The organism is Pseudomonas sp. Irchel s3a10, assembly GCF_900187525.1.
Lineage (GTDB): Bacteria > Pseudomonadota > Gammaproteobacteria > Pseudomonadales > Pseudomonadaceae > Aquipseudomonas > Aquipseudomonas koreensis_G.
Genome location: NZ_FYDR01000009.1, coordinates 143079 through 155539, shown reverse-complemented (window position 1 = coordinate 155539; position 12461 = coordinate 143079). Strand labels below are relative to the sequence as shown.

At 61.4% G+C, this 12461-nt stretch carries 12 protein-coding genes; 5 read left to right on the top strand and 7 right to left on the bottom strand.

Going from position 1 to position 12461, the window contains the following annotated elements:
* Positions 1-598 precede the first annotated feature (598 nt).
* Positions 599-1573: a D-glycerate dehydrogenase gene (locus tag CKW11_RS23350; RefSeq protein WP_095139571.1), complete on the top strand. Its 975-nt coding sequence runs from the start codon at positions 599-601 to the stop codon at positions 1571-1573.
* 148 nt (positions 1574-1721) lie between these two features.
* Entirely contained in the window at positions 1722-2231 is a 510-nt protein-coding gene (locus CKW11_RS23345) for a DUF2165 family protein (protein WP_095139570.1), read from the top strand.
* Between the two features lie 19 nt (positions 2232-2250).
* Here the strand turns inward: CKW11_RS23345 and CKW11_RS23340 are convergent, their stop codons facing one another.
* Entirely contained in the window at positions 2251-3153 is a 903-nt protein-coding gene (locus CKW11_RS23340) for a DMT family transporter (protein WP_095139569.1), read from the bottom strand.
* 255 nt (positions 3154-3408) lie between these two features.
* Here CKW11_RS23340 and CKW11_RS23335 point away from each other — a divergent pair, with 255 nt between their 5' ends.
* Positions 3409-4284 (top strand): AraC family transcriptional regulator, encoded by an 876-nt coding sequence (locus tag CKW11_RS23335; protein WP_095139568.1) that lies wholly within the window; start codon positions 3409-3411, stop codon positions 4282-4284.
* Between the two features lie 142 nt (positions 4285-4426).
* Here the strand turns inward: CKW11_RS23335 and CKW11_RS23330 are convergent, their stop codons facing one another.
* From CKW11_RS23330 to CKW11_RS23305, 6 genes are all read right to left on the bottom strand, one after another.
* Entirely contained in the window at positions 4427-6856 is a 2430-nt protein-coding gene (locus CKW11_RS23330) for a TonB-dependent receptor (RefSeq protein WP_047597749.1), read from the bottom strand.
* Positions 6857-7061: 205 nt separating this feature from the next.
* Positions 7062-8051, bottom strand: a complete 990-nt coding sequence (locus CKW11_RS23325; RefSeq protein ID WP_095139567.1) for a FecR domain-containing protein — start codon at positions 8049-8051, stop codon at positions 7062-7064.
* Positions 8048-8614, bottom strand: a complete 567-nt coding sequence (locus tag CKW11_RS23320) for an RNA polymerase sigma factor (RefSeq protein WP_003221797.1) — start codon at positions 8612-8614, stop codon at positions 8048-8050. Before CKW11_RS23320 ends, CKW11_RS23325 begins: the two co-directional genes overlap by 4 nt.
* Before the next feature lies 1 nt (position 8615).
* The gene (locus tag CKW11_RS23315) at positions 8616-8942 is read right to left on the bottom strand and encodes a DUF3325 domain-containing protein (RefSeq protein ID WP_095139566.1); all 327 of its coding nucleotides are present in this window, start codon (positions 8940-8942) and stop codon (positions 8616-8618) included.
* Positions 8942-10525 (bottom strand): PepSY domain-containing protein, encoded by a 1584-nt coding sequence (locus CKW11_RS23310; protein ID WP_095139565.1) that lies wholly within the window; start codon positions 10523-10525, stop codon positions 8942-8944. The genes CKW11_RS23315 and CKW11_RS23310 overlap by 1 nt, the downstream gene beginning before the upstream one ends.
* Complete coding sequence (locus CKW11_RS23305) at positions 10522-10827, bottom strand: DUF3649 domain-containing protein (protein ID WP_095139564.1); 306 nt, start codon at positions 10825-10827, stop codon at positions 10522-10524. Before CKW11_RS23305 ends, CKW11_RS23310 begins: the two co-directional genes overlap by 4 nt.
* A 178-nt stretch (positions 10828-11005) precedes the next feature.
* On the opposite strand from CKW11_RS23305, the gene CKW11_RS23300 reads away from it, so the two are divergent.
* Both CKW11_RS23300 and CKW11_RS23295 read left to right on the top strand, forming a co-directional pair.
* Complete coding sequence (locus CKW11_RS23300) at positions 11006-11494, top strand: sigma-70 family RNA polymerase sigma factor (RefSeq protein ID WP_095139563.1); 489 nt, start codon at positions 11006-11008, stop codon at positions 11492-11494.
* Positions 11491-12423, top strand: coding sequence for a DUF4880 domain-containing protein (locus CKW11_RS23295; protein WP_095139562.1), 933 nt, complete (start codon positions 11491-11493; stop codon positions 12421-12423). Before CKW11_RS23300 ends, CKW11_RS23295 begins: the two co-directional genes overlap by 4 nt.
* Positions 12424-12461: the final 38 nt, after the last annotated feature.

Below are 12461 nucleotides of genomic sequence, written 5' to 3'. Positions count from 1 at the left end.
GGGTGAGTCAGTTAGAAACTGGTCGGCTGTCAGACCGCCATCGCTGGCAAGCCAGCTCCCACAGTGGGATTGGGTCAGTCAGTTAGAGACTGTTCGGCTGTCAGGCCGCCATCGCGAGCAGGCTCACTCCTACAGAAAAGCAAAGCAGCCCAGACAGACCGCATGATCTTCACCACTCAAATGGCCGAGTGTCAGCTCGCCGAAAGCTCTTGATCTTGCCGTGCCGGCCCCATCGGCAGGCTGAGTGGAGGGGTTTATCCGGGGGTAGGCGCGCAGCGCCATGCGGCGAAGCCGCATACATCGAGAGGAGGTGCAGCGAAGCAAACCGGAGGCGATGCCCCCGGATGAACCCCGCAACGAAGGAACCCGAGCCACGGCGAGGGCCGAACGCCGGGGCCCAGCGTTTTGGTTACTTTTGGGCGTCTGCAAAAGTGACTCGCCGTAAGGGCGAAACCGCCAGCCGCAACACCCGAAGCAACGGATAAACCCCCAAAACCCCACGAACATGGTCGGCCCAGAGGCCGCCAAGACAAGCCAAACCCCACAAAGAAATGTTAGCGTGCTTGGTAATAAATAAAGTCAGCCGAGCCCAAGCCCAATGAAAAAAACAGTCCTGGCCTTCAGCCGCATCACCCCACCCATGATCGAACGCCTGCAACAAGAGTTCGACGTCATCGTCCCCAACCCAAAGAACGGCGACATCAACGCCCAATTCAACGAAGCCCTCCCCCACGCCCACGGCCTGATCGGCGTAGGCCGCAAACTCGGCAAAGCCCAACTCGAAACCGCCACAAAACTCGAAGTGGTCTCCAGCGTCTCCGTCGGCTACGACAACTACGACCTCGACTACTTCAATGAACGCGGGATCATGCTCACCAACACCCCGGACGTGCTCACCGAAAGCACCGCCGACCTCGCCTTCGCCCTGATCATGAGCAGCGCCCGCCGCGTCGCCGAACTCGACGCCTGGACCAAGGCCGGCCAATGGCAAGCCAGCGTCGGCGCACCGTTGTTCGGCTGTGACGTCCACGGCAAAACCCTGGGCATCGTCGGCATGGGCAACATCGGCGCCGCCGTCGCCCGCCGCGGCCACTTCGGCTTCAACATGCCGATCCTCTACAGCGGCAACAGCCGCAAGACCGAACTGGAACAGCAACTCGGCGCGCAGTTCCGCAGCCTTGACCAACTGCTGGCCGAAGCCGACTTCGTCTGCCTGGTGGTGCCGCTCAGCGACAAGACCCGACACTTGATCAGCCATCGCGAACTGGCGCTGATGAAGCCAGGTGCGATTCTGGTCAACATTTCCCGTGGCCCGGTGGTCGACGAGCCGGCGCTGATCGAAGCGCTGCAGAACAATCGCATCCGCGGCGCCGGTCTGGACGTCTACGAGAAAGAACCGCTGGCCGAGTCGCCGCTGTTCCAGTTGAAAAATGCTGTGACATTGCCGCACATCGGCTCCGCCACGAATGAAACCCGCGAAGCCATGGCCAATCGTGCACTGGCCAATCTGCGCAGTGCGCTGCTCGGCGAACGTCCGCAGGACCTGGTCAATCCGCAAGTCTGGCGCGGATAAAAAATGACGGGCAAGTGCAGAACCGCACTTGCCCGTTAGTTGCCGCCCTACACAACTTGAAATTGAACAACAAAGCCAATTAAACAACAGCATTATAAGCTCTGCCTGGCAATCGAATGATCGACCACTGCTATGGAGAGCTAATCCCGTGACCAACCTGACGACCGACAAAGTTATTCGCTACAGCAAAGTTATATTGATGGCTTACATCAGCTTCTTTGGTGTGTTGGTGATGATTCATAACTTTACCGACTATGACTCGAACTACACATACGTGGCTCATATCCTGAGCATGGACACCACCACCGCCAATGAGTCCATAAAATACCGAGCCATCGATTCACCGATGATTCATCACCGGATCTATTGGTTCATCATCACGCTGGAAGTGACGTATACGACGTTATGCCTGATAGGCACCTATCAACTCTATCGGCACATCAACGCGTCTGCAGAGGTATTCCACGAGGCAAAAAAGTTCTCGATCATGGGCATACTGGCGGCCATCTTCATTTATTACGTGTGCCTGCAAACCGTGGGTGTGGAATGGTTTGACATGGACACCTCACAATCATGGAATGCCAAGGACTGGGCCCGGCATATCATTGACTTCATATTCCCGGTGATGATTTACATCACTTTGAAAGTCGAGCGCTGATGTTCAGCGATCGGTTGTTTCATACCAACTTCCCCTGCACCGGCGCCACCAGCGCTTTCGGCTTACGAAACACCAACACATTACCCAGCATCACCAACACCAGCCCGAGCAACGCCGGTGCCGTCCACTGATAACCTTCAGCAAACGCCGACACGTTCAGCGCCACCACCGGGAACAGCACGGTGCAATACGCCGCACGTTCCGGCCCCATACGCCCAACCAGCGTCAGGTACGCGGTGAAGCCGATCACCGAGCCGGGGATCACCAGATACAGCAACGCCCCGACGTAACGTGGCGACCAATCCATGTCGAACGCAATGCCGTTGACCAGACACCACGCCGACAACATCGCCGCACCATACGCCATGCCCCAGGCGTTGGTGGTCAAGGGTTTCAAGCCTGCCTTCTGCTGCAGGCTCGACAGCATATTGCCCGCCGAGAAACACAAGGTGCCGCAGAGCGCCAGGCCAAGACCAAGCAACGTTTCGGGGCTGGCGTGATGGCCGGCCAGTTCCGGCCAGAACAGCATTCCCAGACCGAACAAACCCAGCGCCCCGCCCATCAACACGTTGCGCGCGATGCGCTGACCTAAGAACACCCGGGCACTGAGCGCATTCCACAAAGTGGCCGTGGAAAACACCACCGCCACCAGCCCGCTGGGAATCCACTGGCTGGCAGTCAGAAAGCACATGAAGTTGACGCAGAACAGGCACAGCCCCTGCGCCACACAGATCAGATGGCCGCGCCGATTCATCGGTTGCAGCCGCCGACTGAGCAGCAACAACACGAACAGCACCAGCGCGGCGAGACCGAAGCGATAAACGATCGACACCGGGATCGCGACCACGCCCAGTTGCCATTTCAGGGCAATCCAGGTGGTGCCCCAGATCAGCACGGTCAGCAGATATAGCGAAAGGTTCATGAAGAAACTCCTGAGAACACCTGGCACTCTGTGGCGAGCGAGCTTGCTCGCGCTTGAGTGCACAGCACTCATTTAATGAAGCCGCTGCGCAGCCCGGCGGGAGCAAGCTCGCTCGCCACAGGTTTGCGTTTAATAGCAATTCAGGGTGGGGCAGCCAGGATCGGAGCGCTTGCAAAATCTTGCGCTTTTGTCGCCCGGCAGGTCGGCAGCGCGAAGGCTACGGAGTAGGATGCAAGGCGTTGGAGAGAACCGAATATGGCCGCTATCGATACCCTGCAAGTTTTCCAAGCCCTCAACCGCTCGCCGAATGCACGCCTGGTGCACAGCGCCGAGCTCGGTGACGGCTTGTCTGCGGCCCTGTGGACCAACCACCACGATGCCCGGGAATACGAAGCGCCGAGCCACCATACCCTTTCCTGCTACATCGCCGGTGGCACGGGTACCTTTCGCCGTGGCCAACCAGGACACAAGGGCGGACCGGACAAGCTGTGCATCCTGCCGACGGATCACGAATCCGGCTGGGTGATCAACGGCGATATCCGCCTCGCTCATCTGTATTTCAGTGCCGAGCAGTTTGCGTTGGGGTGTGTCACCTTGCTTGATCGCGAGCCGCGAGAGATGCAGTTGCGCGAGCAGACCTTTCTGGAAGATCCGCAGCAGGCCCGACGCTTTCGCCAGTTGCTGACGCTGAACTGGGACGAACCTGCCGAACGCTTGCTGACCAGCAGCATTGCCCACGAATTGATCAGCCATACCCTGCTCAGCCAGGTCGGCGCCCGTCAGGGTTTGCGCCTCAAGGGCGGACTGGCGCCCCATCAGCGGCGGCAACTGGTCGAGTTCATCGACAATCAATTGGCCGAGCCGATCAGCCTCGGGCAACTGGCCGGGCTGTGTGCGCTGTCGGAATACCACTTTGCGCGGATGTTTCGAGTGAGCTTCGGCTTGCCGCCGCATCAGTACGTGCTGGCGCGACGCTTGAGCCGGGCGCGGGAGTTGTTGCGCGCGACGGCGTTGCCGCTGGGTGAGATTGCACTGGCGTGCGGGTTTGCCAGTGCCAGTCATTTCACCAACCGGTTTCGACAGGTGTTGGGTGGGACGCCTGGGGAATATCGGCAGGCGTTTTTGCGTTAGATCCGAGATTTTTATTGCCTGATCGGGCCGCTTCGCGAGCAAGCCCGCTCCCCCAGGGTTCAGAGTGAACTCAGATTGTGTGAATAACACCATCCAATGTGGGAGCGGGCTTGCTCGCGAAGAACGATGACGCGGTCCTGAATCAGAACTCCAAAGTACTCGACAACGAAATCTGCCGCGAATCGCCCATCGACACAAAGAACCGGCTCGCCGCCGAGGTGTAGTAGGTGCGGTCAAACAGGTTCTTCACGTTGAGCTGGAACTTGACTTTCTGCCCTTCGAGTCTGGTGTCGTAAGTGGCAAACGCATCGGCCACGGTGTAGCTCGGCAGGTCGAAATCATTCACCGCGTTGCCCGCCCGCTCGCCGACATACCGCGCCCCGGCACCGACACGCAGTTGGTCGCCACCAATCACGCTGCCGAAGTCATACACCGCCGACAATGAACCGCTGTTCTTCGCCACGTTTTGCAAGCGATTGCCTTTGTAGTCCGGGTCTTCGGTGACCTCGGCATCTGTGTAGGCATAGGCGCCGATCAGGCTCCAGCGGTCGGTCAACTGGCCGGTCAGATCCAGCTCCAGCCCCCGGGAACGTACTTCGCCCGCCGCGCTATAGATGGTGGTCGGGCCTTCAGAATTGGAGACCAGCACGTTGCGCTTCTTGATGTCGAACAGCGCGATATTGCCAGTGATGCGCCCCGGCATATCCAGACGCGCACCCAGTTCCCACGACTTGGCTTCTTCCGGCGCGATGCTGCCGTCGAGCACGGTGCTGCTGCCGCTGAGCGGGGCGATGGTCGAGTTGGGTTTGAACGATTCGGTGTAGCTGCCATAGAACGATAATTCGTCGGTGTAGCGATACACCAGACCGGCGCGAGGGACGAATTTCTGCCCGTTGCTGTCGGTGTTGGCCTTGAACGGCACACCTTTACCGGCGTACTGGTCGTACTCCTGGAAGCGCCCACCCGCGACCAGAATCCACTGATCATTGAGGTGGATCGAGTCCTGCAGGAACACCGAATCGCTTCGCAGCAGATCGGTCTGCGCACTGTCCGCCGGGCTGACCGTAGTGCCTTCGACTTCGCGGCCGTACACCGGATTGACATAGCTGAAGGTGCTCAGGCTTTTCTGGCGGATCAGGTCGGCGCGGTAGATCTTGCGGTACTCGTCGTCGACGCCGAACACCAGGTCATGTTGCATGCCCAGCAGGTTGACCTTGCCTTCGAGGCTGGCGGTGGTGAAACGGTCAGTGCTGATCGCGCCTTGCGTGCCGTCCATGCTGCGGGTCAGCGTGCCTTTTTTGGTGTCGATGGCGGTCACGCGCACTTGGCTGGCGTCGTAGGTTTCGCGGTTCCAGCTGTAGCCGAAGTGGGCCTTCCAGTCGTCGTTGAGTTCGTGGTCGGCCTCGAAATGGTACAGATCCGAACGGCCTTCCATGTCGTTGAACGGCTCGTCCAGACGCTCGTTGCGCGAGATGTCCAGCGGATGGTTGGTGCGCGGATCGATTACCGTGCCCCGGTCGAACGGGGTGAGAAACTCGCGGTGTTCATAGCCAAACGACAGCTTGGTGCGCTCGCCGAACCAGGCCAGCGACGGTGCGATCAGCGTCTCGCGATGGGTGCCGTAGTTGCGCCAGTAATCTTCGTCTTCATGGTCCAACACCAGCCGGTAGGCCAACCCGGACTCACCCAGCGCACCGGTGCTGTCGAAGGTGCCACCGCTGCCATTCTTGCCGTCGCCGTAGGTGGAACCACGCAGGGTCAGCGCGTTGTATTGGGTCAGTTCCGGCTTCTTGCTGACCAGGTTGACCACGCCGCCCGGATCCTGAATGCCGTAGAGCAACGAGGCCGGGCCCTTGAGCACTTCGACGCGATCGACCGTCGCATTCATCCCGCGGCCCTGCACGATCGGCATGCCGTCGCGCATGATCGAGCCATTGCGGTTGTCGCCGAAACCGCGGGTCATCACCGAGTCTTGCGTGCTGCCCAAGGTGTTGCCCTGGGTGATGCCGCTGACGTTGGCCAGCGCATCGTCGAGATTGCGCGGGGCCTGATCGCGAATGACCTGGGCCGGGATCACGTTGACGGTCTGCGGGATTTCCTGCAGCGAAGCCGAGGAGCGCATCACCGAACTGGTCTGCGGCGGCTGATAGCTCATCGACTCGTCACGCATCGAAGTGATGGTGGTCGCGCCGAGATTGAGTGCGCCTGCGCTGGGTTGCGGTTCCAGCGCCAGGGTGTGGCTGTCGGTACGGCGGAAGGTCATGCCGGAACCACTGAGCAGGCGTTGCAGCGCCTGTTCGGCGCTCATCTGGCCACTGACCGCCGGGGCGTTGAGGCCGTACGGCGCTTCATCGGTGTAGACCACGCTTTGCCCGGTGACGCGGCTGAAGTCGCTCAGGGCCTGGGGCAGCGGTTTGGCGCTCAGGGAGAAATTGAACTGTTTCTGCGCCGGGCTGCTGACGGTTTCAGCGGCCAGCGCCACGCTCATCGGCAACAGCGCCAATGCGCAAAAACTCAATGCCGAAACCCCCAACCACTGTTTGACCGAACCCGATTTTGCCCTGGACTTCATTGCTCAATGACCTGTGTAGAACCGCAACGGATGCGAATGGCTCGCAGTTTCAGTCACTACACGGATGGGGCTGTGGTTTACCTCACCACTCATTTGAAAATATTTTTTGGTGTCTGAAAGAACGCTATCGCGAGCAGGCTCACTCCTACAGGGGGAACGCATTCCAAATGTAGGAGTGAGCCTGCTCGCGATGGCGCCGGCAGGCTCAGCGCAAAATAATCAGATGCCCCAGCACCTGATGCTGCTCAAATCCCATCACACCCTGCAAAGAACTCAACACCACCTGCGGATCCTTGCTCGGAAAACTGCCGCTGACCTTGCGCGCAGCCAACTCATCATTGAGCACAACAATCCGCCCCGGGTAATAGCGCCGCAGATCCTCCACCACGTCGGCCAGCGACGCCTTGTAGTAATTCAGCCAGCCCTGACGCCAGGCCAGTTGCGCTTCGCTGTCCACCGCGTGCAGTTTTTCTGCACTGCCCTGCCCATAAGCCACTTGCTGGCCGGCGGTCAGAATCTGCTGTTGCGCGTTGCGATTCGCCGTCACGCCAACACGCCCGGACAGCACCGTGACTTGCGCACCATCGGGCTGCAGACGCACTTCGAATTGCGTGCCGAGCACCCGCGCCTCGCCCTTCTCCGCCGCGACCACAAACGGATCCCCCGTATGCGTGACACTGAAAAATCCGGCACCGCGACGCAATTGCACATGCCGCTCGCCATGACTGAAATCCACCGCGATGGCACTGTCGGCATCCAGCGTGACTTGCGATTGATCGGCCAGGGTCACGGTGCGGATCTCGCCCGGTGCCGAAACGTAATCGGCACCCAGATCATCGATCCAGCGCTGCGGCTGCCAGCCCGTGCCGAGGCTGATCATCAGCAACAGACACGCGGCCATCGCCAGCGCGCCCGACCAGCGCAGCCGCGGTAAACGACGCGGACGATCCATCGCATTCAGGTAGCCCTGCAACGCCAACGCCTCTTCATCGGCCAGGGTGCGCGCCGGGCTTTCGCTCAACTCCCACAACACTTGCGCCTGGGCGTAAGCCTCGGCGTGGGCCGGATCGGCGCGCAGCCAGTGGCTGAAGGTCAGTTGATCGCCGGTGCTCGGACGGTCGTGTAACAAGCTCAGCCAGGCGAGCGCGGCCTGTTCCTGAGCAGGCGTCGGGGTGACGCGGTCGGTGACTTTCACGGTGCTTTCCCTGGCAGGCGTGGCGCGGGTTCGCGCAGGCTGGCCTTGCAGGCCTCGAGGGCGCGCATCATATGTTTTTCCACGGCGCTTTGGGACAGGCCCATGGCTTTGGCGATGTCTGCGTATTTGCGGCCGTGGATGCGATTGAGCAGGAAGATCTGCCGGGTGCGCTCGGGCAAGGCACGCAACGCCGCCTCGACATGGCGCAGATCATTGCCCGCTTCGAGCGCGGCTTGCGGTTCGCTGCCGTGGCTGTCCGGCGCATCCGGTTGCCAGCCCTCATTGACCCGCACGCGCGTGCCCTCGCTGCGCAAGTGGTCGATGGCGATGTTGCCGGCGCAGCGCAAAAGGTAGGTGCTGAGTTCTTCGACCTGCACCAGCGGCCGCCGCCAGAAACGCAGGAACAGATCCTGCACCAGATCCGCCGCCGTGGCCCGGCAACCGACGCGCCGGTTGACCAGCGCTTCCATCTGCGAGCGCTGCGACAGGAACACCTGGAGAAAATGCGCACGCGCGCCGTGCGGCTCGTCGTCGCGGGATTCCGGGGGATGACCGATCAGCATGTCAGCCCTGCGCCCAAGCGGCGACCGGACTGGCCAGCAGGCTCAACCCGGCCAGTGCGAGGGCCAGACGTGGGCGATACGGCAGCAACAGCACCAACGCCAAGGCGCTGAGCATGAGCACCGCGAACCAGTCGACCAGACCGAAACTCCAGCCGTGTGCAGCGACTGCCGCCCAAAGCGACAGCCCGAGCAACAGCCAACCGGCGAGTTTCAAACCCCGTGCGCGTCGGGCCGAGGGTTTGTTGCCGAGCAGTTCATCGTGGTGCCGAGGCATCGACAGACACAACGCGCTGAACCCGGCGTAGCACAGCAACAACGCCAGCAACATCAGCTGACCTCCTGCTCAAGCGCGATCGGTCGCGGCTTTTCGCGGGATGTTTTTTTCACGCTGACGGCGCTGCCGGCACGCTGCATTTTCCATGCGGCCCAGCCGAGGAACAGGCCCGCGCCCAGGCACGTCAGATCAAAACCCGCCAGCGTCCAGTCACCTTGCGCAAGCGTTACCCCGAGATTCCACGGTGTGGTCAGATTGATCAGTGGTACCGCGATAAACAGCACGGCAGCCAGCCCGAGCTGTTCGACCCAGGCCTTTCGCCCTTTGCGCAGCACTGCATGCACCACGCTCAAGGCCCAGGCGACAAAAAACGCATTCACTTCCTGATCGGCGCGCCCGGCCAGGTCTGCCGGCAGCAGGCGATTGGCCAAAAAGAACACCGCCACCGCTACCACCAGCCCGGCCATGCTGGCGATGTTCAGCACTTCCACCAAGCGCAATTCGAACGGCATCACGCCGCTCTTGACGTGTTTGAGCTGGCGCTTGCCAAGCCAGATCACCAGCCCGGTACCGATCATCGCGGTGCTCGCCAGGCCGCAGATGAAATACAGCCAGCGCAATGTCGACCCGGCAAAGTGGCCCATATGCAAACCGTAGAACGTGCCGCCGACGGCCATCGCCACGGGCTGCTCCGGAGTGCTGCCGAGGCGCTCGCCGGTAACGCCATTGAACGTCACCGCGCGCCCGAAATCATGGACGACGCGGTCGCCACGGCGCGACAGCACCACCGAGGCGTTCGCGTCCCCCGGGTTGTTCACTGTCAGCCGCGCGGTGCTGCCTCCCGCCCACTGCTCGCTGGCCTTGGCCAGCAGTGGCGCCATCGGGCTCAGCGGCGCCGCCCGGTTGGCTCGCTCAGGGGTCTTCGATGCCGGAAAAACTTCGTCGTAAAAGGCGCGCACGTCGCCGTTATAGGACGCCAGAATGCTCGCCGGCATGACCATCGCCATGAAAATCACCAGGCTGCTGTAGGTGATCATCAGGTGGAACGGCAGCACCAGCACGCCAACCGCGTTATGCCCGTCGAGCCATGAACGCTGGCCTTTGCGCGGACGAAAGGTGAAGAAGTCCTTGAAGATTTTCTTGTGGGTGATGATGCCGGTGATCAGCCCGACGAACATCACCATCGCCGCCATCGTCGCCAGCCAGCGGCCCCATGGATAAGGCATTTGCAGCTGAAAATGGAAGCGGTAGAAGAACTCGCCGCCCAGGCTTTCGCGGGCCTGGACTTCGCTGCCGGTCTGCGCGTCGAGTGTTCTGGATTCGAAATTGCCGCGCTCGCCCGGTGTGTTCGGCGCCTGCTGCCAGCGCACCGTCAGGCCCGGGTGACGGGCGTCGGGCAAGTCGATCAGCCAGCGCGAGGCACCGGCGGCGTGTTGTTGCAGGTAACTTTGCGCCAGGTTCAGGCTCGCTTCGGCATTGATGGGCCGCGCGGGAATTTCCGGCTGCATCCAGTGGCTGATCTCATCCTTGAAATAGGCCAGCGTCCCGGTGAGGAAAATCGCAAACAGCAGCCAGCCGAACACCAGTCCCGTCCAAGTGTGCAGCCAAGCCATCGACTGGCGAAAGCCCTCTTTCATGCGAAGCCCAAGCCCCGTGCGGCGCCGGACACCGTCGCCAGAATCACGCTCGGCACCAGCAAACCGACCCACGCCGACCACGCCGTGCGACAAGCGAAGCACCACAGCACCGCGACCAGATAGACCAGAAAGGAAATGGTCATGCCGGTCACCACCGCTTCGGCGCGGCTCAACGGCAGCCACATCGTCAGCGCGACACTCGCCAGCGCTGCGACCAGATAGCCACCGAACACCGCCGCCAGCACCCGCGAGGTGACGGCCAGACGATAGGACATGGGAAGTGAGGCGAGTTTGCCTTTCATGTTTCGACCCTGAAACGAAAAAACGTCCGGCCGACAAGCCGAACCAACAGGCGAGCAATATTAATGATAAATATTCTCATACGCAAAAGCATCTGATTGCCGGACACCCTCGCCCGCCCCTACAATGCGAACAGTTCTTGTTCTCTAACGCATCCAACGTGCGCCCGGAGTAATACCCTTGTCGTCCGCCCATCCCGTCGAATCGCTCTACCACGACCACCACAGCTGGCTCACCGGCTGGTTGCGGCGCAGACTCGGCTGCCCGGACAGCGCGGCGGATCTGGCGCAAGACACGTTCATCCGCGTGCTCAGCGCTCGTGAGCCCGCAGTAATCATCGAACCGCGCGCCTTTCTCACCACCCTCGCCAAACGCGTGCTGTTCAATCATTACCGCCGTCAGGATCTGGAACGCGCCTACCTCGACACCCTGGCGCAGATGCCGGAAATGGTTGCGCCATCGGAAGAAGACAAAGCGATCATCCTGCAATCCCTGATCGAACTGGATCAGTTGCTCGATGGCTTGCCGCGTCTGGTCAAGCGCGCCTTTTTGCTGGCGCAGGTCGATGGCCTGACTTATCCGCAAATCGCCGCCGAGCTGGGCATCTCCGTAGCCACGGTCAAGCGCCATCTGCACAAAGCCGCCCTGCGCTGCTACTTCGCCCTATGAACCGCGCTCCGGATTTCTCCGCGCAAGTGGCCGAACAGGCCGTGCACTGGCTGATGGAAATGCAGCAGGGGACGCTCTCCCCGCGTCAGCAACACGCCTGGCAGCAATGGCTGGACGCCCACAGCGAACATCGTCGCGCGTGGGAGCACATGCAGCGGGTCAACCAGCGCTTGCGCGGCGTGGCGTCGCCATTGGCCCATGCCGCGTTGAACGGGCCGAAGTCTTCCAGCCGCCGTCAGGTGCTCAAATTGCTGCTGCTTCTCGGTGCCGGTTCTGCTGTCACCTGGGGGATGCGCGAGCACAATCCGCTGCCGACGCTGCTCGCCGATTACCGCAGTCCGCTGGGTGAGCGACGCAAAGTTACGCTGTGTGCGGGCAGCCAGTTGCAGCTCAACACCGCGAGTGCGGCGGACGTGGACAGCACGCAACGGCTGATCCGTTTGCTGGAAGGCGAGATCCTCCTGAGCACCGCACAAGCGTTCGAAGTGCGCACGGCGCAAGGGCTGTTGAGAACCGCTGCTGCCCGGCTCAACGTCCGGAAATTTGCTGATCGAACGCATCTGGCGCTGTTCGAAGGCCAAGTCGAATTGATCCGCCCCGGGCGCGCGCCGATGTGGCTGCCCGTCGCTCGTCAGCTGAGCTTCAGCGCTACCTCGGTCAGCGCCGCCCAGCCACTGGACGCCAACAGCGGCGCCTGGGCCGACGGTATGCTGGTTGCCGCGCACATGCGCCTGGGCGATTTTCTTGAAGAGCTCGGGCGTTACCGTCGCGGCCAGTTGCATTGCGATGCGAAAGTGGCCGACCTGCTGATCTCCGGGACTTATCCACTGGACGACAGCGAGCGGATTCTCGACCTGCTGCAAATCAGTCTGCCGGTGAAAGTGCGGCGGTTTACCCGCTATTGGGTCAGCGTCGAGGCGCGGGCGTAGAAGCTAAATCAAAAGATCGCAGCCTGCGGCAGCTCCTA

Bases quoted from the DNA above. Each gene is read 5' to 3' on its own strand.
- CKW11_RS23340 (WP_095139569.1), bottom strand. From the start codon at position 3,153: ATGAACCTTTCGCTATATCTGCTGACCGTGCTGATCTGGGGCACCACC.
- CKW11_RS23320 (WP_003221797.1), bottom strand. From the start codon at position 8,614: ATGCTGATCGGTCATCCCCCGGAATCCCGCGACGACGAGCCGCACGGC.
- CKW11_RS23310 (WP_095139565.1), bottom strand. From the start codon at position 10,525: ATGAAAGAGGGCTTTCGCCAGTCGATGGCTTGGCTGCACACTTGGACG.
- CKW11_RS23315 (WP_095139566.1), bottom strand. From the start codon at position 8,942: ATGTTGCTGGCGTTGTTGCTGTGCTACGCCGGGTTCAGCGCGTTGTGT.
- CKW11_RS23305 (WP_095139564.1), bottom strand. From the start codon at position 10,827: ATGAAAGGCAAACTCGCCTCACTTCCCATGTCCTATCGTCTGGCCGTC.
- CKW11_RS23295 (WP_095139562.1), top strand. From the start codon at position 11,491: ATGAACCGCGCTCCGGATTTCTCCGCGCAAGTGGCCGAACAGGCCGTG.
- CKW11_RS23335 (WP_095139568.1), top strand. From the start codon at position 3,409: ATGGCCGCTATCGATACCCTGCAAGTTTTCCAAGCCCTCAACCGCTCG.
- CKW11_RS23330 (WP_047597749.1), bottom strand. From the start codon at position 6,856: ATGAAGTCCAGGGCAAAATCGGGTTCGGTCAAACAGTGGTTGGGGGTT.
- CKW11_RS23350 (WP_095139571.1), top strand. From the start codon at position 599: ATGAAAAAAACAGTCCTGGCCTTCAGCCGCATCACCCCACCCATGATC.